We start from the raw sequence: 22,391 nt of genomic DNA, 5'->3' as shown, positions 1-22,391 counted from the left end.
TTCGTATAATTTTATTGAGAATTCGGTAAGTAACATTCTTCAATATGTCCTAACTTTTACCTATCAGCAAACCAAAATAAAATTAAATAATTTCAAATACATAAATAATTTTACAATGTATTAAATCATGTTTACTATTTTCCATAATAGAGTTTTAAATTTACTTTTTTTCTTTATAAATTCAGGTTTATTTAATAGAATTACATTGATGTAAGTTTGTTAACCATTGATTTATATTCCCTTACCCCGTCTAAGGCCATATGATTAAATAAATCAAGTTTAAGGATGCTTCTACAAGAAGTAAGTATTGCAAGCGATCCGAGAAAACTGAGCAATGAGAGTGGTTCTAAATTTAGTAGAGAATTTAAGCGTCTATTTAGCAACTGTATCAATAATCCATAATGTGATTTCTTTACCCTGCACTTACTCAAGTTTTAAGAGTTTAGGGTAGTGGACTATAGAGATATTGTTGTTTTAGAAAATTTGTATAGAATCATTAAAAGATATATATTACTAATTGACAAGAGCATAAGTTGTGCAAATTTTAAAAGTTGATGGAATATCATACAGTTAGGAAACATATAAAACATTCGACTTCAAAGAAATACATGGGTTAAATTTAGATAATAAAGAAATTGAAGTTCTAGAAATAAAAGGCATTGACTTTGATTTTCATGTTGTAATTCGTATCGATACTACTTGTTATGTTACAAAACCATCTTATGGTGATGATCCAGATTGGCTTAAAAGAACACCAGACTGGCCAGAAAATTATTATATTTATCATCGTTTTTTAATGAGTATACTTGTTTTAGGAAAAAAAATTTTAAGAAAATATGATATTGCCCAACCAGGTATACGACTATTTATTGGTCGCTCTAGAGTCTGTAAGCTTCAAGATAATGTAATTGAAAATAAACATGTACAAAAGTATATACAGTTTATCAATAGTGACCGCTTTAAACCATATATAACAAATTCAAGTGGAACAGTTATTGTAAGAAAAGCCTCTGAAAATGATGTTATTTAAATTTCTAATAAACTGAAGTAATTTAATAATACTAAATTTAAAAAAAGCCCTCACTCAGAGGGCTATGCTCCCTCAATCTTTCTACATCAACTGAGTGCTCAACCAATAATTAGCTAACTATAAGCAAAATTATCCAAAGATCTGCAACTACAGCAGTTAAAAGGAAAGATTTAGATTGAAAAAACTGGCTCTACTTCTACATTAAGCAAACGCTACAAATTAGTATACCTTTCTATAAATATAAGGGATAAGGTATTTATACAAAGCATTCAGTTTTTCATGTCGAGAATAAGAAATGTGCTCAAACTATGAAATTCCCACCCGAGAAGCTCTCGCCTTACTTGATGTCGAAGTCGATCAGCTAGAACTTGATCTGAAATCTCATGTCTACCCACTATATTCTGCCCCGATCATAATGAAGGGATTTGATTTGGATTTTGGGCGATTTGGCTTAATTCCCAAATGGGCTAAAGATTTAAAGTTTGGAACTCATACATATAATGCAAGAACTGAAACAGTAGCGGATAAGCCAAGCTTTCGTCATGCTTGGACTTACAGCAAATTTTGCCTTGTACCAGTTCAAGAATTCTATGAACCAAAATACATAGATGGTAAAAGCCATTGGTACGGAATTAAACGTAAGGACGACCAACCATTCACCGTTGCTGGTATATATGATGATGCAGTAGTCGATGGGCAAAGAATCAGATCTTTTTCAATGCTTACGATCAATTCAGACAACCACCCTTTTATGAAACAGTTTCATGCACCAAATGACGAGAAAAGATCGATCATAGTGATACCACAAGAATATAGGAACGACTGGCTAAACGTGGATCGTGAAAACGCACATGAATATTTCTTTGAAATGCGTGATGAGTTTGTCACATTTTCACGTGACCATTCATCTGAATCACCGAAACAAAGTGATCTATTTTAGATCACCTATGATTATCCACAGCTTTTAAATTTGAAATTTTAAAACATACAATCTAAACTCTTGAATATGTAACGTAATCAAGTGGTGTTTTTATGGATATTAAATTAGATGACAGTTCATCAAAAGCAAAGTTGTTAAAGCTAAATGAAGCAAGTCTAGCCCACTTAAAAGATTCAAAAGTTATTGATATTAGAGCACTTTCTTTTAAATCGAGATGCCTATCTGATATATCCAGAATATCGTCATTTCAAGCAACTACAAAGTATTCTATTCCATTAGTTCTAAATAAAATTGCTGCGGGTTTCCCTTCTCCAGCTGAAGATTACATTGATAAAAATTTAGATATGAATGATCTTCTGATTTCAAACAAGGAAGCTACATTCATTGTTCAAGTTGAATCACTTTCGATGAAAGACATTGGAATTGATATCAATGATTATTTGATTGTCGATAGAAGTATTCGCTCACAGCATCAAGATATCGTTATCGCATTCATCGACAATGATTTCACTGTGAAAAGAATGATGATTACACAGCGAATGTCTCATGATGAATTGTTTGATATTTTTCATAATGAAAATGATCTTAGAAATTTGCCAGCAGTATGGCTCAAACCTGAGAATATTGAATACAAACCAATTATCCCCTGCAATGAACAAGAATTAGTAATTTGGGGTGTAGTCACTAAAATTATTAAGAACTTAAAATGAAACATGAAGAAAAGATATTTGCTCTTATTGATATCAATAATTGCTATGTCTCATGTGAACGTTTCTTTAACCCCAAGCTGAACAATATTCCTGTAATCGTACTCTCAAACAATGATGGATGTGCAGTAGCCCGTAGCAATGAAGCAAAGGCAATGGGAATTAAAATGGGCGTTCCGCTCTTCCAGATAAAAGATGTAGTCCAAAAAAATAACGTTCAAGTACTTTCAAGTAACTATGCTATATATGCTGAAATGTCACGTAGATTTCATTCAATCTTAGCCGGATATGTCGCACCTCATGAACAAGAGATTTACAGCATAGATGAATGCTTTCTAGATCTGACAAGCTTTAAACATAACTATGATCTTGTTGCGTACTGTCAAGGCATGCGCGAACGTATTCAACAATGGATTGGATTGCCTGTTTCTATTGGTATAGGAAGATCAAAGACTGAAGCAAAAATCGCGAATCACATGGCCAAGAAAGGAAAAAGATTTAATGGAGTCTGTGATTTAGCAAATATGGCCCCAAGGCACCGTGATTATTTTTGGTCGCTGGTTGAGGTTGGCGAAGTATGGGGAGTAGGGAGAAAGCAGAATAAAAAGCTTAATGATATGGGGATTAAGACTGTTTTAGATTTATCTAAAGCGAATCCTCCAATCTTGGGGAAAATGTTCACTGTCTGTATGCAAAGGACAGTATTAGAGCTTCAAGGCATCTCATGTATGCCAATTGATGATCAACCCAAGCCAAAGCAGCAAATAGTGGCCAGTCGTTCGTTTGGTGTGAAAATCACTGAGCTTCAGGATTTAAAAGAAGCAATGTCGAAATATGTTCAAGATGCCGTAGGTCGATTGAGAAAAGAAAAGCTATTGTGTGGAGTGATTACTGCATTTGTTCAATCAAACCCTTTTGACGCTTCTGTGCCGTATTACAGCAAAGCACAAACTTATAAATTTGTTGAGCCCACTGATTGTGTTTTAGATTTGGTTGAAGTTGCATATCGTTTACTTGAGAAGATATATAAACCAGGTATCAAGTACAAAAAGTGTGGTGTGTTTTATTCAGAGTTAATTCTGAAATCAAATCATATACCCGACTTACTTTCAGATCATGAAACAAGAGCACTAAATGAGAATTTGATGCAGGCTTATGAAGATATTCAAAGTAAATTTGGCAAAGCTAAGATTTCAGTCGGACCCTGCTATTTCAAAGATCGAAAGTGGTCTATGAGTCGAGACATGTTGTCTAAGAATTATTTTACAAAGAATGGATTTATTAAAGTCAGTTAAGGAAATGGAAGATTTAAATTATAAAAAATAGCCCCTTATATGTAAGGAACTATTTTTTTAATATTGTTTAACGTGTCACTCTTTCCCATGCATCTTTCACAGCATGTTTAGCCTCTTCCCATTTTAATCGAGACTCACGCTTTGTTTTTTCCCATTGAAGCTTGAGATCTGATTCCACTTCTTCAAATTTGGTCTCATATGGATAATTACTTCTAGATGTATAACCTAGTAGATATGCATCATGATAATCACGATCGTAGTCTAAATCATCATGTATATGAATAGTTTCTTTATAGTATGGGCGTGAAATATAAGTTTCTCGCCAATATATATCTTCTTCAGTCGGATTAACAGCTTCAGCAACATTCTTACCAGCTAACCCACCGACAACAGCACCAACTACTCCACCAATTGCCACTCCTATTGGTCCTCCAACAGCACCAATGGCTGCACCTCCAGCAGCACCACCTACTGCTCCAACTCCTGTACCAATTGGATGAGCACCAGGCTCTCCAGAAATTGGGTCAGCATTTAATTGCTCACGTTGTTCTTTACTGAGATTCTTAACCACTTCGTTATCTATATTAGAGTTTGACATAATTAATCCTCAATTTTAATGAAAGTTTTAGTTATTCCATAAATTTAATAACAAGTTTAAAATTCTATGCTAAATATTTTTTTTAATTATTACTGTTTATTAGGCTTTACAAGTGTATTTTGTAGTTTTTATAAATTAAATTAAAATTTTAAAAACACCATAAACTACCAATAAACATATATATCCTTGAATTACAAACAAATTAAAGTAATAAGATATACACACTTATTAAATCACACTACATTACAATAAAACATATTGTAACATCATCAACTTTAAACACATCAATACATTAAATATTATTAGTTTAAGAATAATTGGAGAATTACACATGTTAACTACTGATCGATTAATATTAAGACAATGGAAAAGTGAAGATATAGAAAAATTTATTAAAATAAATAAAAACACAAGAGTAATGAAATATTATCCAGACATTCTTACACGATCTGAAACACTGAAATTTATTTCTACTGAATCTAAATTTTTACAAGAAAATGGCTGGGGATATTGGGCTGTCGAATTGAAATCTTCTGGAGATTTCTTGGGTTTTATTGGATTAAAAGAAGAAAAAACATTATTTGACTTTTCTCCATGTGTTGCTATTGCATGGCGACTAGATGAAGATTCTTGGGGCCATGGATATGCCTCAGAAGGAGCAGAAGTAGTTTTAAAATATGCATTTGAACACTTAAATTTAGATGAAGTAGTAGCATTTACAGCAGTGATCAATATGAGGTCAGAAGATCTTATGAAACACTTAAAAATGTCTAAAATTAAAGAGTTTACACATCCATCTTTGGATGAAAAACATCTTCTATCCAAACACATACTTTATGCAATAAAAAATAAAAGTTGGGTTAAAAATCAATGATTTGATTTTTTTAAAGAATTATTTTTAAAATAGTTATTTATATTGTCACAAGTTTCATCATTTTTCATTTTTTTCTTACGACTTGATTTTATGTTTTCAAAATATCTTTGCATAATAATTTTACAATCATTTTCATCATTAGTTTTTTTATCATTATCATGTGTTATTTTTTCAATAAAAGCTGATACCCAAAGTAAAAACTCCGTACTTTCAATGTCTTTAGGGATCATACTAAAATCTAATGAAAATTTTAAAACAGTTTCATTTGACCTATAAAATTCGTTCAAATCAATAAAATTACACAAAAGACTTAAATTTGTACCTTTTACTTTCCCTCTTAGCTCTTTTATTATTAAATTAACATTAAAGATTGGATCCTCAGAAAATCCAGTACTAGAATTTATTTTCAATATTATTTCATCTGCAATTTTTAGATACTGTGGCATAAAAGCCTCCTTGTAAAGCATTCTGATTAATTTTAAAAAAAGGTATTATTGTTCAGACTATTACAAAAAAAATTGTTGCTTTTATTGTTTTTTTTAAATACATATGTAATTTATGTTACAACATGCTTATAAAATAAAAAAAACAATAATATTATATTTTAGCATTTCTATTAACCGACAACAAATATAAGCACTACTAGATACCACATTAAAAAAAATAAGAGCTTCAAATCACAATATTATTTAAATAGTATTAACAACACTTAAAAAATTACACCAATTTCTAAATAATATATTTTTACTTTTTGAAATAATATTTCAAGACAATAATATATTTTTATAAACCCATATACAAAACAAAACATCTAAATTAATTATTTATCCATTTTATAGTTTAAATTTTAAGAATATCTTTAGATAAAGTATTTTCAATAATTAGTTGTATTATTTATTAATTACAACTTTGGCAGCTTTAATAAGTTACTTTGCATTTAAAACAAACAACATAATTAACCCACGTTCTGTTTTAAATATTTTATAAAAACTCTTATTAATCAGACCTAAACTAGGATATAAAATATGAAAGCTAGTAATAGTTCTAAAATTATACAGTTGAAAGATGAAGCTTACGTAGACCCTAATGGTAAAACCTTAACTTCATCTTTAGGCGTACCTATCGCGGACAATCAAAATAGTCTAAAAGTTGGTGAAACAGGGCCAACACTTTTAGAAGATTTTTTATTAAGAGATAAATTGATCCATTTTGATCGCGAACGTATTCCTGAACGTGTTGTGCATGCACGTGGTCTTGGTGCTCATGGTTACTTTGAAGCATATGAAGGTAATGAAAAGTGGACGAAGGCAAAGTTTTTAACAAATACTAGTACCCCAACTCCAATTTTTGTTCGAATTTCAACTGTTCAAGGCGGCAGAGGATCTGCAGATGTTGTTCGGGATGTACGTGGATTCTCCATTAAGTTTTATACTGAAGAAGGAAATTATGATTTAGTTGGAAATAATATACCCGTATTTTTTATACAAGATGCTATTAAATTTCCTGATTTTGTTCATGCAGTTAAACCAGAAGATCCAAATGAAGTACCAACAGGTCAATCTGCACATGATACTTTCTGGGATTTTATTTCACTAAATACTGAAAGTGCTCACATGACGACTTGGATAATGTCTGATCGCGCTATTCCACGAAATCTACGATCTATACAAGGTTTTGGAGTTCATACATTTAGATTGATAAACAATCAAAATGAAACCTTTTTAGTTAAATTCCACTGGACTCCTAAGCAAGGAGTAGCTCAAGTTGTATGGGATGAAGCATTAAAAATAAATGGTAAAGATCCTGACTTTCATCGAAGAGATTTTTGGGATGCAATTGAACGTGGAAATTATCCAGAATGGGAGTTAGGAGCGCAAATTTTTACCGAAGAAGACGCTGAAAATTTTGATTTTGATGTGTTAGATCCCACAAAGTTAATACCTGAAGAGCTAGTGCCAGTAACACCATTAGGTCGATTCGTTCTAAATAAAAATCCTGACGATTTTTTCGCTGAAACAGAGCAAGTTGCTTTCAGCCCTGCCAATATAGTTTCAGGAATTGATTTTAGTAATGATCCATTACTACAAGGTAGATTATTCAGTTATACCGACACTCATTTACATCGCCTAGGCACTGTAAACTTTAATCAAATTCCAATTAATAAACCTATTTGCCCATATCACACTAATAGACGTGGTGGTTACGCAAATCATGAGGTATATAAAGGAAAAGCAAATTATGAACCAAACTCAGTTGATGATAATTGGCCTAGAGAAGCAACTGATGTGAAGAGTGCTTTCAAAACGCATTCTGAGAAAGTGCAAGGTAGCAAACTAAGAGTGCGTCCTGAAAGCTTTGCCGATCATTTTTCACAAGCAACTATGCATTTCCAAAGTTTGAAAAAGCATGAACAGCAGCATATGAAGGATGCTTATGCCTTTGAACTTTCAAAAGTTAAAGACAAGGAAATTCGTGCTCGTGTCGTAAATGAAGTCTTAGCAAACATTGATTTAGATTTAGCGGGATTTGTAGCTAATGAATTAGGGCTTAAAACGCCAAACACACAATCTATGAATGTTCAACGATCTAAAGTCGAAATTTCGAAAAAACTTAGTACTTCTGCATTTCCAGCTCCAGACATTAAACAACGGAAAATTGCATTACTTGTACATGATGGTGCGAATGCAGCTTCAGTTGAAATTATCCAGGCTTGGGCAGAATCAGAAAATGCCATTGCGGAAGTTTTGGCTCCAAGTGCGGCACCAGTAAAGTCGAATGATGGGAAAAATATAGTGGTAGATGGCAGACAAAATGGTGAGCCATCTGTTACATATGATGCAGTTATTGTGATTGATGGCAATAATATTAGTAAATTTACAGATGATGGTGTAGCTAAACACTATGTTTTAGAAACCTATAAACATCTTAAGCCAATAGTATTGCTGGGTGAAAAAAGTGAATTGATTGAAATGCTAGGATTAACAAAAGATGAAACTTTATTTTCTTCTAAAAGCTTTGAAGAGATCAAAGATGAATTCAAAAATGCAATCCAAAATCATCGATTATGGGATCGCGAAAATAAAATAGCAGCTATTTCCGCTTAATTTTTAATAATTTATTATTAAACTGAAAGATGTATAGCCCTCACCCTGAGGGCTATACTTTGTATTAATACATTATATTATTAATATATTTGGATGCATTCCTTATCAAACTAAAAAAATCTACAAAATCGGTTGCGATTCAAGCCTTTCTAAGCTGTTTCCTTTATCAAAGTTTAATTAATTCGTCTATTCGATAAAAACGGAAATAAAAACTCAACAAACCTTTGTGTACTCCATAAGCCAATTTCCTGATGATGCATATGCGGAGCTAAATATTGCATTAATTTACTTACTTTATGAGCCGTATTTACAGATGTATTAACCTGCTTTTGTAAATCCTGTAATTCATTATTAACTGAATAGCTAAAGGTTTTTAATTTTAAGAAGTTACTGATCAATTCAGCATCGACTGATTTATTGTGGTGCATCGCTTCGCTGCCAGCGATCCAATCATAAATAAACGCCTTTTCAACAACAGAGAAAACTCCAAACATTTTTCCATTATCATCATTAATTATCTTCCAAAATCTACTATGTTCGGGATCCTGATTTAGCTTTATCCATCCTATATTGATTAGTTCACAAATAAAGTCTTCAATTTGATCTTCATCTGATAGCCATTCATTCGTAGCCTTATTTTTAAACATGCATTTATTACTGTGCATATGCTTCCCAACCACCGCTTTCTTTTTAAAAATATCTATAACCGTTTGCTTGGTATTCAAGCTCTTGATGATCTGGACAGAGCTAACTCCACTGTTATTCAATAAAAATCCAATTTTTAACTTACTCATGAATTCTGCTTGATCTTTGTAATTCTTTGCAATTTTCTTAACTGCATTAATCGATAGATGAGCATGTCCATTTTCAAAATTATCTATTGTGATATGTTGATTAAAATAATTTGAATCTATCCCTAACTCTTTAAGTTCATAGTTTGTTATAAGCAAATGTAGTGGAAGCTGCTCGTAACCTAAGTTGAATCCAGCTATTTCAGGTATAAAATCAGAGGATGCATATGCTAGCGCTAATTGAATCGCAGATTGATGATAATATTCATCTGAAAGATTCATTGAGAATTGGTGTAATCCTAATGAAAAGAGCAAATTATCATATAATTTGACATGATTGTTCTCCTCGTTACCTAAGCCTAATTCTTCAAGATAGATTTGAATAAAATCTCGGAAGGCTGGATCATCCCAGTACTGAATAAAACTGTATAACCATGCACCATCTACACGTTTGGTTGGTGCAATTTTATATAAAAACTCATAAGCCTTACTGGTTGTACTGAAATACTCCCTTTTACCCCCCTTACTACGCCTCCCAATATATTCGCCATAAAATATACATTGTGCTTTATTTTGCTTTGTAACCCATTGCTCTAATTGGTCAATATGATTAGGGAATTCACAATCCTTCTCACTCATATTGGAAAGCTCATTTTCTAAAAAGTGAAATGATTTGAGTTCTTTAACTGACTTGGGAATAGAAAAATCTAAAAAAAAGTTAGTTATTTCCAGATACTTTTGATGGTCATTTTTGGCTAATTTCAGAATTCTTTCTTTTTCTACAGTTGGCATTATAATTCTCTATTACTATATACAACAAATACAATAAACGATTATTATCATTGGTTTGTTAAGATCTATACACCCTACCGTTAATATATGTAATTAAATTTTAAAATCAACTTCAAAATAATAATTAAAAATCAATTAAAACCAAATTTCAGCACAATAAGTCACGCTTTTATAAAATATTGTGAATATTTATTAAAAAATATTCACTATTAATCATAATAAAATTATTGTTTCTTTCTACATTTAAGATACTAATAAATATTAAATACATTTTAACATTATAAAAATCCATGTAACTCTCTGTAATTATAATTCAGAATTATACCTATAAATTTCAACACTTAATTTTATAAAATCACACTTAATTACTTAAATAATAAAATGTAACATATAATAAAAACAAAAAAATAAATGTATGCTAATAATAATATATCTACTTATTAATCTTTGTAGATTTATTCTAATTTAAAAGGTGTAAATAAAATGACTAATCAAAATCAACAAAATGATCAACAGCAGCAACAAAATGACAAAAAACGTCAACCTAATCAACAGGACAAGCAATCTGGTCAGCAACAGCAAGAAAATGATCAAAAGCACCAAGGAAATAAGCAAAGTGATCAGCATGGTCAAAACGATCAAAAGCATCAACAGAACAAATAGATAGTATCTATTTACTTAACGTAAGTTCACAGTATCTATTCACTCAAAAAAGAATTTTATCTTTAGAATTCTTTTATTTGAGTTAATTGGAGATTATCATGTCTACTAATGACCATCAAAATGAAAATCCAATCAAACATGATTGGCGTACAGATTATCCTAATCGACCTTATTATAACGAAATACAAAAGGATATTCCTGACGTAGATTACGATCGAGATTTTCGTTCTGCTTATGAGCTTGGACAACATGCACGTAAAGAACGTGGTGAAAATTCAAATTTCGAAGATTCTGAAAGTGACTTGAAAGTTAAATGGGAAGAATTGAAAGCTGAATCTCGTTTGAAATGGGAACAAGCTAAACATGCTGTTAAAGATGCATGGGATAAAATGTAATTTCCTTCACACGATGATAGGGCATATTGCCCTACCGTCAAAAATTTATGAATATTAATTAATTAGAACTAAAATGGACTTTATAAAAATACTGCTTCATGACACTACATTAATCTTTGCAATCGAAATTATGATTCGTTGTATTCTGATGTACATCCTAATCATATTAGTTTTAAGATTTTCGGGTAAACGTGGTATCCGGCAACTTTCTATATTTGAAATTGCCATCATTTTAAGCTTAGGCTCTGCAGCTGGCGACCCCATGTTTAATCAAGACGTCCCTATAGTGTATGCTTTGATTGTATTTGCAGTCATTCTTTTTTTATATCGATTAACTACATATTTAATGATGAAGTCTAAAGCTATTGAAATAGTTTTAGAGGGGCAGCCTATGTACATTGTTAAAAATGGCCTGTTGATCATTGAGGATATTAAGCAAGAAAAATATTCATATGATGAATTTTTTGCTGAACTGCGTCAAAAGAAGATCGAGCATCTTGGTCAAGTAAAAACAGCATTATTAGAAACAGATGGATGCTTAAGTGTAATCCCTTTTAATAAACAAAATACTCAATGGGGTTTACCTATTTTTCCAGATGAATATCAAACGTCAAAGTATCTTATAGCTGATCATTTTTACTCTTGTATGCTTTGTGGGCAAACTCAACACTTGAATAACTTAAATGAAAAGTGTCCTCGCTGTACCAATACTCAATGGGCAATGTCTAAATGGGATTGCGAATAATAAAACAGCCCTCACTACGAGAGCCACGCTTACTCTAATTTTCTTTATCAAATCGAATTGAATCACTCTCTTTTGAGTTCCCACTTTCAATAACCAGCCAATTGCTTCCACCACTATGAAGATATGATGAAAGAGTACAGAACCTATGCCCATACCTTTTGCACCTGGTTTAATAATGATTTAAAGTTTATATAAAACAAAAATTTTAACTCTCACTGTAGTATTTTTAGATAGTATCAATGATCCAAAACATTGTTTCTTTACCCTATTTTGTCTCAAGTTTAAGAGTTTGGTCCACTGCTTTTATTTAACTATTGATGTGAATAATAAATTATCTAGAATTTTTTATAACTTCTATTATGTTAATTTGATATATATATTTTGATATAGTGTATTAAATAATTACTAGTATTAATGAATATATGCTTATTCGCCTAGCTACTGAAAATGACATTAAAAACTTAATCACTATCGACAGTGTTGCCTCAAACGATCCACAGCGAGTAATACAAATCCACAATTGGTGTATGAAAGGTGCCTGCTTCCTCGCTGAAGAATATGGAGAGGTAATGGGCTATGGAGTGCTGAATTACAATTTCTTTGAATGCGGTTTTATTGAAATGCTTATGGTCGGAGAAAAATATCGTAGATGTGGCGCAGGACGTGCACTACTGAACTCGTTGAAGTCAAAATGCCAACATCCGAAACTTTTTACCACAACTAATCTTTCTAACATACCAATGCAGCGATTGTTAATGACTTCTGGATTTATTGCGAGTGGTCAAATAGATAATATTGATGATAATGATCCAGAGTTAGTTTTTTTCCAACCCACTAGCGTAGGTGTTATAGGTAATAAATAGTGCTCAACTAAGAGCCTTATTCTTCACATCATTCAAAGCACTACATTCATTCTATTTAGCAACTGTATAAATGATCCAAAGTGTTATTTCTTTGCCCTGCCCTGACTGGAGTTTTAAAAGTTTAGGGCAAGGTATCATACTGGTATTTGAAGCGTTAAAGTATATCAAAAGTTCGACATCAGCTATATTGTGTTAATTATATAAAATTGAAAAAGAGGAATTTTGGTGATGCTAGAAACAGAGCGTCTTATACTTAGACAATGGCAAGAAAGTGATTACCTGCCTTTTATTAAAATGGGTAAAGACCCTGAAGTAATGAAATATTTTCCCAATAATCTTACTGAAGATGAGAGCCTTAAAATAATTCAAACAGTTAAAGAAATTCTTGATAGTAATAAATGGGGAATTTGGGCTGTAGAATTAAAAGCGAATCATAAATTTATTGGGTTTATAGGTCTGCATGATCAACCTCTTCAGTTTGATTTTTCTCCTTGTGTGGAGATTGCTTGGCGTTTAGCAAAAGAATATTGGGGAAAAGGCTATGCAACAGAAGGAGCTAGAGCTGTTTTAGAATATGCTTTTAATGTATTGCATCTAGATAAGATAGTTTCATTTACAGCTAATACTAATAAACCATCAGAGTCAGTAATGAAAAAAATAGGTATGACAATAGTTAGGGAATTTAATCATCCAGAATTTTCCTCATCTCCAGACCTTGAAAAACACATTTTATATGAAATAACTAGATCTGATTTAGCATAATGGTCGTTAGATGAATTAGCCCTCACTCAGAGGGCCACGCCTCCCTCAATCTTTCCGCATCAGCTGCGTGTCCATCAGCTTTTTCTGCCACTGTTCGATATTCAGTGATGCAGTTTTCGAGTATGTCACTGTTGGTATTAGTGTACTCAATGATGGTTTCTTTGGAAGCACTGGACAAACGGCTGTTTGCAACTTTGAGTTGCTTTGACAAGCTGTCAGCATTGGACTGAGCAAGATCAGCATCAGAGTCAATTTGTTTAATTTTAGCATTATAGTTTTGCTCCGCTTTTAACTTTTGTTCAGCCCATTGTTTCTCTTTAAGTGCTGAGTTTGCTTTGGCCTTTGCATTTTCAGCTTGCAGAACAATTTCAGTCAGTTTGTATTTCTCGATCTGCCCTGTTTTGTGGTTTAACAGTGCAAGGCAAATAAACAATAAAAAAGCGAGAAGTCCGATTAAGATTTCTCGCCATTTTGAGATGATTAGGAATAGTGTCATTTTAAAAATAATTCCATTTCAATTTTTCTGCGCTTTATAAGCCCATTCAAAACTCGACCACCTCCACGGTTCCAGCGCGGGAATTGCTCTGCAGCGCCTTTATAATCTTTTACATTTAACTTTTTAAGGAGTGTTGAGCTTTTAAATGCACTAATACCGATGTTGTATGTCAAAGATACCAACGCATCAAACTGGTTTTGATTTAATGGGACCTTTAGTGCTGTATTAACGGCTGATTCAAATTTCCTTAAATCTTGTGCCATGTAAGACTTAGCTTGTTCTGCAGTGCAAGTATCGCTTTTCTTAACTGCTATACCATTTATTGCTGTTGTGCCGTAACCTATAGTCCATACACCCACGCCATCGTCATAAGCTTTGAGTCGAAGATCTTCAAAACCTTTGATTAAGTCAATACCTGAATTACTTGTTTTCATTGCTATCACCTTTCTTTTCTTGTTCAGAACTACCAAAATAAAATCCACATGCTGTTGTCATTGCACCTGCAATAAAACCCAATGCTGTGTTAATCAGATTGCTGTTTTCCCGTGGCATATCCACAAAAAATAATGCAATAATCAGAACAAACATCAATGCAACCAATGAGAAAGCAAGATAGGCTCTTGTGTTGTCATTATTCATCGTCCTGCTTCCTCTAGCCGAGACACCTTCTCTTTCATCAAGGATTGATCTTGGCTCATTTGAATAATTGAAGATCCAACCCAAGCGCATAGCGAAAACACAACACCAGCAAAAATCCCAAGCAATACTCGTAATACAGAAAGCCCACCATCTTGAGAAGCTGTCCGATTTTCTAAATTGGAGACCTTGATATCCAATGTATCGATATCCTTTTTGTTTTGTTCGCTAGTTTCTTTGTGCGCTTCATTAATGAATGTCAGTCGTGTAACGTGATCCGACAACATACGAATATCACTCTGAATTGAATCAATTTTCTTTTCAAATCTAATCCCGTAGGACTCGTTTTCAGACATGTAACCCCCTATATTTTTGGCAATAAAAAAGCACCCGGTCGGGTGCTAAAACTGAATTGATTCTATTTGATCAATACTTTCTGAGTCATAAATAAGTTGCCGAGCTATTCGACTTCTTGAATGACAGTTTGAAACATGCTGAGCTAGCGCAATTCTCAAACCTCTCAATTGCTCTGCATCTAGCGAAACAATTGAATTGTCTTTCAATGTCCAATCTACTGAGACACCTAAATCACTTGCCACTATTATTCGGGCCTGTGAAGTAACATCTGACTCAAAAGTAAAGTTTAAAAAAGAAAAACCGCCATATTCGGCGGTTTCTCTTTGAATTTTGATCTCCGACCATTTCTGGTCTTTAGCTTGATCTAATGACCGAGGATCAATCCACTGTTTCAAATTATAATCAAATATATGATGAGTTGATGGTTGTTTGGGTATGTGTGCCCACCACCCACGATAATACATATTTGAGGATGGAGGATCTGAAACAGCCAAACCACCAAGCGGTTTATTTAGTGCAATTGTTTCTTTATTTGCATAAATCAACTGTAGCAGCTCACCTCTTTTTGAAATAATAGCTGTCATTTCTTCATTTCCGTCAGAATCATTTGTGGACTTTGAATGCTAAAAATACCTGTAGTACTGTTTAAAGTAATACGTATCGCCCGAGTATTGCGATTTGCAAAACCTAATTTGAGAACGTAAGTAGCTGGCCCACTAAAAATGTCTTCTATACCCGCATTCACCGCAAAAGTTCCAGTGAAATAAAATCCACCAGAACTCATTACATCAGTCGGAGGTGTTTCCTGCCGGGCGACTAAAGTTCCATTTCTGTAGATTGAAACAACTGCCCTGAGGTTTAACCTTTCAAAATATGAAAGCGAGCGACCATCAACTGCATAAGCAGTCAAGTATTCATTCCTAAAAGCAATACAAGAAGCATCAATTCGGCATTTTCCTCCTGATCGATTGATTGTAGCAGTTAATAAATTCCCGAATTTAGCCTCCCACTCTGCAAGTTGAGAATCATAATCGCTATATTGCGGACTATAAGCTCCTGAAACGACAATTTCACTTGTTGACTTGATTGATGTTGGAACAGTGACTGCTTCATCTTGTATCTTTAAAGTACCTACTGCTAAATCTTTGATTTTTCCTGCTGTCACGGCTAAATCTTCAATCTTTGCTGTTTTAACAGCCAAATCTTCAATATGTGAAGTCTTAACAGATTGATAATCAAAAAAACCTGACTTTATATAAGCACCAACAGGAAATACCGTACCTGTGACTGGATCAGTAAAGGCAGTATTTCGAAACACAATGGGATAGGTCACTACACCAGAATTATCAGAACCAAAAGCCACAGAACTTGAATTAAAAATGATGTCTGAAGTTTTTCCATCATTCATCATTCCAATACCGCTGATCAAATTACCCGACTGTAATTTCAATGTATATTGAGCATTGATACCGTTAATAGACAGCAACGATTGTTGGACCATTGCAGTAGTTTCAAAGTTGTTTGGTTGCCATTGCAGGACAGGTTGAGCAACATTATCCTCATACAAACAAGCCCAATAAACTTTCGCATAAGAGTTGTTTTGATCAGGTTGGCCACCTACGACATAGAAGTTGATAGCACCATCATATCCAGTTGAGAAATAGTCGTTATATACCCTTTGAACTCTAACTTGTCTCCCAAAAGATTGATTTGTCGATTCAAATGAAACATTTCCATGGATGTAAGGTGCAAAATAGCTATTAGCTCCACCAGTTTGAAACTGTGCTTCATAAACAAGTGTATACCACTTACCTAAGACCAACTTCTTCGACATAAGACAACCGCCAAATGGGTATGGATTAGAGCCAACTGGTTTTTCAGAAGATGTGTTAGAGTTAATTAATATATTTCCGACAGCATTACCAGCCGTGGTTTGAACCTGAGTCAATGCATTTGCCTGAGACTCAACCCTACCGTTGATTTCCACCACCTTGGCATCCAGTGTTTGGGTAGCCATTGCTGTTGCACCTAATCTATTGTTGATAGATACAGGAACCCAAGATGGGTTATAACCAGTACCAGCCCAACCATCGTAATAAGGATTACCTATCACATACTGGTTACAGGTGAAGTGGTATTTAGTACCACCTCTCAAGTAGACATACTCTCTCGAAGATTCATGCTGTTGGTTAATATCTTGGAAAGGTGATTGTCCACTCTGTGTCCAAAGCCAGTTTGCATTGGTGATCTGTCGATCCACATCTTGAGCGCCCCAACCACTACCTTTAGTTGTCCACCTCAAACTCATAGCGAATGAGCCACCACCATGACTTGACCAAGGTGCTTGTTCTGTACCAAGGTTCATTACAATCTCTATTTCAGCGATACCAACAGCGTTGACATTCATAAAGACAGGATAGTAAAGATTTGGATTAAGTCCAGATAAATCAACAATAGTCTTTTTACCATTCAAAGCCATATCAGATTTCGCTTCAACCTGAGTCAATGCGGTACCTTGGGCTGTGATTGTATTCCCTTGTTGATTAACCCTTGTCTCTAACTGATTCAGTGCATTTACATCAGCTTTTCCAGCAATAGAACTTTGAAGTCCTGTAATGGATTGAGCTTGTGCAGAGATGTCCTGACCATGTTGAACCACAGTAGCATCTAACTTAGAAATAGCTGTAGCATTGGCAAAAGTGTTTTGACGATCTTGTGTGTTCGTACCAAAACCAACAGGTGTACCATCGACAAGAGTGAAACTATGCGAGAACCAATCCATGTTATTTGGTGAATCAAATAGTACATAAATAGGACTTCCTGCGGTCGCACTTCTACGTGTAATGGCAATTGGCATCCTATTACTTGTCCAGTTTCTCAGGTCTTCTAGCCTGAAACCACAACCAATAAGCATGTTTCTCAAACCTATCACTGAGGCAGTTTCATCCCAACCAATATTACCTACGTTATCACACCCAGCAATGGCAAAGAAATTACCATAAGGAATATTTCCAATGGCTGTAACCATTGCATCACTAGCTGAATATAGATCACCATATGTATCAAAGTTTGAATACTTAACTAAATCACCAAGCCTATTAAACTCATAGATGTTAAGTCCACGACTGATACCCTGTGTCCATCCACCAAGAGCATTATACAATCCACGTTTTTCATGTTGACTGTCACCATTCCTGAAAGTGAAGATAGACCAGTTTCGTGTAAGACCAACCTTATTTGCTGTCTCACCAGCTTGGGCTGAAACAGAGGTTATAGCCTGACCTTGAGAAGTAAGTGTATTCCCTTGCTCAGTGACAGTTGATTTCAATGACTCAAGTGCCGATGATTCGGCCTTATTGCTAACAGAAGTTCTAAGGTCTGTGATAGCTTGAGCATTGGCATCAGTCTTGCCCTCAACAGTTGTTACCTTTGCATCTAAAGCTTGAACAGCCGATGCTGTAGCATATTCGTCAAATGAAGTGTTCCAAGCTGTTGGAATATTTCCACGCTCAATAATAGGTCTTCTAAGTTTGTATGTACCAGAGCGTCCAGCAAAACCAAAGTGAAATTGGAAATCATCCCCTTGTCCTTTGACATACTTCCTTGTGTGGTAATATCTCTGCCAAATATCGTAACGTTGCTCTTGTCCTTTAGCTAAGTTCAATAGTAGATATCCCATATCTGGCTTCCAATACATATCGGGAGCCAACACAGTACTGCCATTTGAAATCATAACTTCAACAGAAAAGATAACATCATCACCCTCGTTACAATTTTGCTCAATCTTGGCAATCTTACTGTAAGGGGTTAACATCCCTGTAACATAATTCCCTGTACCATTAGAGGTAACAGTAAGTACTGTATTTTCCTCACTTAAAGTTGCCGATATTGACGGATCACTTGTAACACTGTTACTCCAAACACCAGCATCAGTTATCAGGTTCTCTGACCCAACAGCGATATTATCAACCCTAGCCTCAACCTTTGTGATTGCTAGACCTTGTGATGAAATAGTATTGCCCTGTTGCTCAACTGTAGTCTTCAACTGATTGACAGCAGAAGCATCAGCCTTGCCAGCAATCGAGTTTTCAAGAGCGGTAATCGCTTGCCCTTGTGATGTAACGTTGCCATCAATAGTTGATACCTTAGAGTCAAGCGCTGTTAAAGCAGAAGCATCCGCCTTACCTGCTAAAGAATTTTGCAATCCAGTGAGGATATTACTTTGTGAATTAACCTGATCTCCTATAGTCACTACATCATTTTTTAGATTTTGTACTATCGATGCATCAGCCTTATTCACTACAGTATTTTGTAATCCAGTGATAATACTGCTCTGAGTATTAACTTGATCTCCTATAGTCACTACATCATTTTTAAGATTTTGTACTAACGACGCATCAGCTTTACCGTCAATCACTGAATCTAATGCAGTCAGCTTGGAAGTGTTGGCTTCAGTTGCCGTTGCAATCGTACTGATACTAGTTTGGACATTAGATAGTGAACCATCTATTGAAGCTTTGTAGTTGTCCAGCGTTTCAATCTGTGACTTATCAGCATCTTTACTTCGTGTAATTTCCTGAGTTAGACCATCTTTCAGCGCTTTGATACCCTCTCTACGCTGTACTGTTTCCTGAGTTAAAGCATCATTCAATGCTTTGGTATCATCTCTCCGCTGTACTGTTTCTGCTGTAAGCTCGTTCGTTAACTTATCGACTTGTAAAGAAGTAGCAGTTGCAATTTTATTTACTTCTACAACTAAGTCTTTTGCCTCTGAGCCCACTTCAATACGACTAATCAAATCTTGATGTAGCTGGCTATCTGTGATTTTCTCATTTAAAAGCTCAAGCACATCAGAGGCATCTGCTGAAGTCACACCACTGACCCATTCAGACCAGTCACCAACATTCCCGATTCTATCGATCAAACGTGCTTGATAAAATTGAGTTAGATTTGGCTGTAATCCTTGGATAACTGTAGTTGAGGTTGGATAAGCAAAAGAACCTAATGTAGCAATGTTAGATTTACCATCTGGTGAGACTTTAATCTCTACATAAGCAGTATCCAAAGCATTTGCTGGATAACTCCAATCCAGTTTCATACCAAATAAAATACCAGTTGCTTGGATAAACGCCACTTTAGGTGGTTTGCCCTGCTTTCCTTTTAATTCAGTCAAAATTGAATAGGTTGGTAAAGATGAAATATCAAAAGCACTAATCGCAACAACTCGCGCTTCATATTTACCTGCGTAGATACCGGCTATCTCTGCCGAATTATTTCCAGTTATTGGTAGCTTTAACCAGGTACCATTATCTTTACGCCATTCAACTTGATACTTGGTTGCACCTTTGGCTTGTGGCCAGCTGATCACCATGGTTTCAACAGATATTCCTTGCTGAACCATTTGCTCACTGGAAATGCTGACTGATTCAACAGGATCTTGAGTTGTAGGATTGATGATGGAGATTGGGCGATCATCAATAAATGCACCATGATCAATGGCATTAAATTTAGAATCAGCATGTTGTAATGCAGTAATGGTAAATTGGTGTGGCTCATCTTGTGAGATCGAAACTACACGAAATTTCATCGTCGCTAAATCTTGTGCATCAATCACCCATACATTTTGTGGGGCAACACTATCAAATGCTGATACAACAGTAACAACTCGACCAGCAATACTTGATACAACTCGTGCTTGTGCCTTTCCATTCTCGCCATTAACAACTAGACGGTCACCAGCTCGGCATACAACATCATCACGATCTAAGGTGATTTGTTTTAAATCAACACTAACTGAAGAAATACGCCCACCATTTGCACGACCAGCTAACAACTCATCAGCAAGTTCAATCACTTTACCTGGTAATGGAATATAGCCATCCAACCCAACTTTAAATGTGACTGTTCGAGTTTCGAGTTGTTCTGTTTTTAAAGCCCATTGGCCAGTACGTTGTGCTTGTCCTTCTGATGTACAGCCCCATGCTTCTAGTTCTAATAAACGTACCGCTTTAGCCTCTGCAATTGATTTTTCATCACGTACAAAAACATATTCAGTCTTATAGCGATTTTGCGGATTATCCCAAGCAACTTTAACTGCATTATGCCGATCACGTGCACGCGTACCGGTGTAATTGATACCAAGAACACCATCAATAATATTGGCAGATGTGTATGTAAAAATAGCATCTTGAGGTACATCAGCCTCACATACGATCGATGCACCATCCCAATAACTGATTGCACGAAATAAACCTGCAAGTTTGCTTAAAATATCGAAAGCAGATTCGGCACTTTGAATATACACATTACAAGTGAACCGTGGCTCTTGACCGCCTTTACCATTCGGTACCAGCTGATCACAATATTGGGCTAAACGATACAACGACCATTTATCAATCATTTGCTCGGTTAAACGGTTGCCAAGTGCATATCGCTTATTGGTACATAAATCATAGTAAATCCAAGCTGGATTATTGCTATAACTACGCTTAAATAGACCATCCCATATCCCGATGTAGCTTCGGCTTACTGGATCATAGTTGCTTGGTACTTTGATCTTTACACCCTTTAGATCAACAGCAATTTTGGCAATATTCGAGAATGTTTCAGCATCATATTGCACGCCAATCAATGCAGTATTTGGGTAGGCAAGTTTAAGATCGACAACTTCAGTAATGGCTTGAATATACATCTTATCGCTGACATATTCAGAGCTTGAATTCGGTGTTTTACGTGTGACTCGAATCAACCAATTATTATTGGCTTTTGGTAAGCCGATACGATGGGTACGTTCATAATTTGCTGAAGTTTTTCCTGACATTTGAGTATCAAGCATTAACTCCCATGATCCCCCATCAGTCTGCACTTCAATCGAGTAATCAATAACAATACCTGAAACATCTCCATTACTTGGGTCTTGCTGTTTTAAAGCCCCAAAACGCACTCTTACAATCACGGCATCGAGATTAAGATTGGTAATCCCTTTAACCCAAGGTGTATCACTTTTAAGTTCAACACCCACAGCAGTTTCAGAAGCAATGCTTTCAAAACCTTCCATGTATGCCTGATCATTGGTACCTGAGCGAAAATCTAGAGTGACATCTTGAAAATTTCTTGCACCACTATCGTTTTCAACTGGTGTGTCATCCAGGAAGATTGACTTAAAGCCATTTGCTAAGCCCTCAACTTCGCCCTCACTCATGCCATACTGTAAACGTGCATAGGTTTTTGAAGCGGTTGTATCATTTGCAACTTTTGGTTGTCTTTGGTTTTTGCTACCGCCTTTTGCGCCTTTTACTGTTTTAAGCATACTTTTTCCCACACAATAAAAAAGCGCTTAATGC

20 protein-coding genes are annotated in these 22,391 nt (G+C 34.9%); 11 read left to right on the top strand and 9 right to left on the bottom strand.

Translation table 11 applies throughout. The annotated features are described in order from the left end of the window. The first annotated feature begins 796 nt into the window (after nucleotides 1-796). The 4 genes from WFN33_RS00860 (at nucleotide 797) to WFN33_RS00845 (ending at nucleotide 3,972) form a co-directional block, all read left to right on the top strand. The gene (locus WFN33_RS00860; protein WP_336950875.1) at nucleotides 797-1,030 is read left to right on the top strand and encodes a hypothetical protein; all 234 of its coding nucleotides are present in this window, start codon (nucleotides 797-799) and stop codon (nucleotides 1,028-1,030) included. A 295-nt stretch (nucleotides 1,031-1,325) separates the two neighbouring features. After that, nucleotides 1,326-1,970: an SOS response-associated peptidase gene (locus tag WFN33_RS00855; RefSeq protein WP_336950874.1), complete on the top strand. Its 645-nt coding sequence runs from the start codon at nucleotides 1,326-1,328 to the stop codon at nucleotides 1,968-1,970. Between the two features lie 92 nt (nucleotides 1,971-2,062). Further along, nucleotides 2,063-2,680 carry a LexA family protein gene (locus WFN33_RS00850; RefSeq protein ID WP_336950873.1) on the top strand — a complete coding sequence of 206 codons (618 nt, stop codon included), beginning with the start codon at nucleotides 2,063-2,065 and terminating at the stop codon, nucleotides 2,678-2,680. Continuing rightward, nucleotides 2,677-3,972, top strand: coding sequence for a Y-family DNA polymerase (locus WFN33_RS00845; protein ID WP_336950872.1), 1,296 nt, complete (start codon nucleotides 2,677-2,679; stop codon nucleotides 3,970-3,972). The genes WFN33_RS00850 and WFN33_RS00845 overlap by 4 nt, the downstream gene beginning before the upstream one ends. Before the next feature lie 67 nt (nucleotides 3,973-4,039). Here the strand turns inward: WFN33_RS00845 and WFN33_RS00840 are convergent, their stop codons facing one another. Continuing rightward, complete coding sequence (locus WFN33_RS00840; RefSeq protein ID WP_336950871.1) at nucleotides 4,040-4,570, bottom strand: hypothetical protein; 531 nt, start codon at nucleotides 4,568-4,570, stop codon at nucleotides 4,040-4,042. A gap of 331 nt (nucleotides 4,571-4,901) precedes the next feature. On the opposite strand from WFN33_RS00840, the gene WFN33_RS00835 reads away from it, so the two are divergent. Continuing rightward, on the top strand, nucleotides 4,902-5,444 hold the full coding sequence (locus tag WFN33_RS00835; RefSeq protein WP_336950870.1) for a GNAT family N-acetyltransferase: 543 nt from the start codon (nucleotides 4,902-4,904) through the stop codon (nucleotides 5,442-5,444). On the opposite strand, the gene WFN33_RS00830 is transcribed toward WFN33_RS00835, so the two are convergent. Beyond that, the gene (locus tag WFN33_RS00830; protein ID WP_336950869.1) at nucleotides 5,438-5,890 is read right to left on the bottom strand and encodes a hypothetical protein; all 453 of its coding nucleotides are present in this window, start codon (nucleotides 5,888-5,890) and stop codon (nucleotides 5,438-5,440) included. The genes WFN33_RS00835 and WFN33_RS00830 overlap by 7 nt on opposite strands. A gap of 579 nt (nucleotides 5,891-6,469) precedes the next feature. On the opposite strand from WFN33_RS00830, the gene WFN33_RS00825 reads away from it, so the two are divergent. After that, nucleotides 6,470-8,548, top strand: a complete 2,079-nt coding sequence (locus WFN33_RS00825) for a catalase (protein ID WP_336950868.1) — start codon at nucleotides 6,470-6,472, stop codon at nucleotides 8,546-8,548. 173 nt (nucleotides 8,549-8,721) lie between these two features. On the opposite strand, the gene WFN33_RS00820 is transcribed toward WFN33_RS00825, so the two are convergent. Further along, entirely contained in the window at nucleotides 8,722-10,131 is a 1,410-nt protein-coding gene (locus tag WFN33_RS00820; RefSeq protein ID WP_336950867.1) for an iron-containing redox enzyme family protein, read from the bottom strand. Nucleotides 10,132-10,614: 483 nt separating this feature from the next. Here WFN33_RS00820 and WFN33_RS00815 point away from each other — a divergent pair, with 483 nt between their 5' ends. The 5 genes from WFN33_RS00815 to WFN33_RS00795 all read left to right on the top strand — a co-directional run bounded on the left by WFN33_RS00815 (nucleotide 10,615) and on the right by WFN33_RS00795 (nucleotide 13,559). After that, complete coding sequence (locus tag WFN33_RS00815) at nucleotides 10,615-10,794, top strand: hypothetical protein (protein WP_336950866.1); 180 nt, start codon at nucleotides 10,615-10,617, stop codon at nucleotides 10,792-10,794. A 98-nt stretch (nucleotides 10,795-10,892) separates the two neighbouring features. Continuing rightward, entirely contained in the window at nucleotides 10,893-11,189 is a 297-nt protein-coding gene (locus WFN33_RS00810) for a hypothetical protein (protein ID WP_336950865.1), read from the top strand. Between the two features lie 73 nt (nucleotides 11,190-11,262). Then, entirely contained in the window at nucleotides 11,263-11,934 is a 672-nt protein-coding gene (locus WFN33_RS00805) for a DUF421 domain-containing protein (RefSeq protein WP_336950864.1), read from the top strand. 422 nt (nucleotides 11,935-12,356) lie between these two features. After that, nucleotides 12,357-12,797, top strand: coding sequence for a GNAT family N-acetyltransferase (locus tag WFN33_RS00800; protein ID WP_336950863.1), 441 nt, complete (start codon nucleotides 12,357-12,359; stop codon nucleotides 12,795-12,797). Nucleotides 12,798-13,025: 228 nt separating this feature from the next. Continuing rightward, complete coding sequence (locus WFN33_RS00795) at nucleotides 13,026-13,559, top strand: GNAT family N-acetyltransferase (protein ID WP_336950862.1); 534 nt, start codon at nucleotides 13,026-13,028, stop codon at nucleotides 13,557-13,559. Nucleotides 13,560-13,581: 22 nt separating this feature from the next. On the opposite strand, the gene WFN33_RS00790 is transcribed toward WFN33_RS00795, so the two are convergent. The 6 genes from WFN33_RS00790 to gpJ are packed head-to-tail and all read right to left on the bottom strand — an operon-like array spanning nucleotide 13,582 to nucleotide 22,357. After that, nucleotides 13,582-14,055 (bottom strand): hypothetical protein, encoded by a 474-nt coding sequence (locus tag WFN33_RS00790; protein ID WP_336950861.1) that lies wholly within the window; start codon nucleotides 14,053-14,055, stop codon nucleotides 13,582-13,584. Continuing rightward, on the bottom strand, nucleotides 14,052-14,489 hold the full coding sequence (locus WFN33_RS00785) for a lysozyme (protein ID WP_336950860.1): 438 nt from the start codon (nucleotides 14,487-14,489) through the stop codon (nucleotides 14,052-14,054). The genes WFN33_RS00790 and WFN33_RS00785 overlap by 4 nt, the downstream gene beginning before the upstream one ends. Then, the gene (locus WFN33_RS00780; protein ID WP_004724917.1) at nucleotides 14,476-14,694 is read right to left on the bottom strand and encodes a hypothetical protein; all 219 of its coding nucleotides are present in this window, start codon (nucleotides 14,692-14,694) and stop codon (nucleotides 14,476-14,478) included. The genes WFN33_RS00785 and WFN33_RS00780 overlap by 14 nt, the downstream gene beginning before the upstream one ends. Beyond that, nucleotides 14,691-15,047: a hypothetical protein gene (locus WFN33_RS00775; protein ID WP_336950858.1), complete on the bottom strand. Its 357-nt coding sequence runs from the start codon at nucleotides 15,045-15,047 to the stop codon at nucleotides 14,691-14,693. Before WFN33_RS00775 ends, WFN33_RS00780 begins: the two co-directional genes overlap by 4 nt. Before the next feature lie 45 nt (nucleotides 15,048-15,092). Then, nucleotides 15,093-15,632: a DUF4376 domain-containing protein gene (locus WFN33_RS00770; RefSeq protein WP_336950857.1), complete on the bottom strand. Its 540-nt coding sequence runs from the start codon at nucleotides 15,630-15,632 to the stop codon at nucleotides 15,093-15,095. After that, nucleotides 15,629-22,357, bottom strand: a complete 6,729-nt coding sequence (gene gpJ, locus WFN33_RS00765; protein WP_336950856.1) for a TipJ family phage tail tip protein — start codon at nucleotides 22,355-22,357, stop codon at nucleotides 15,629-15,631. Before gpJ ends, WFN33_RS00770 begins: the two co-directional genes overlap by 4 nt. Between the last annotated feature and the right edge of the window lie 34 nt (nucleotides 22,358-22,391).

This window comes from Acinetobacter sp. AS167, from assembly GCF_037152175.1.
Taxonomy (GTDB): Bacteria; Pseudomonadota; Gammaproteobacteria; order Pseudomonadales; family Moraxellaceae; genus Acinetobacter.
Note: the sequence above shows the minus strand (reverse complement) of the source record. Positions and strands in the feature narration are given on the sequence as shown.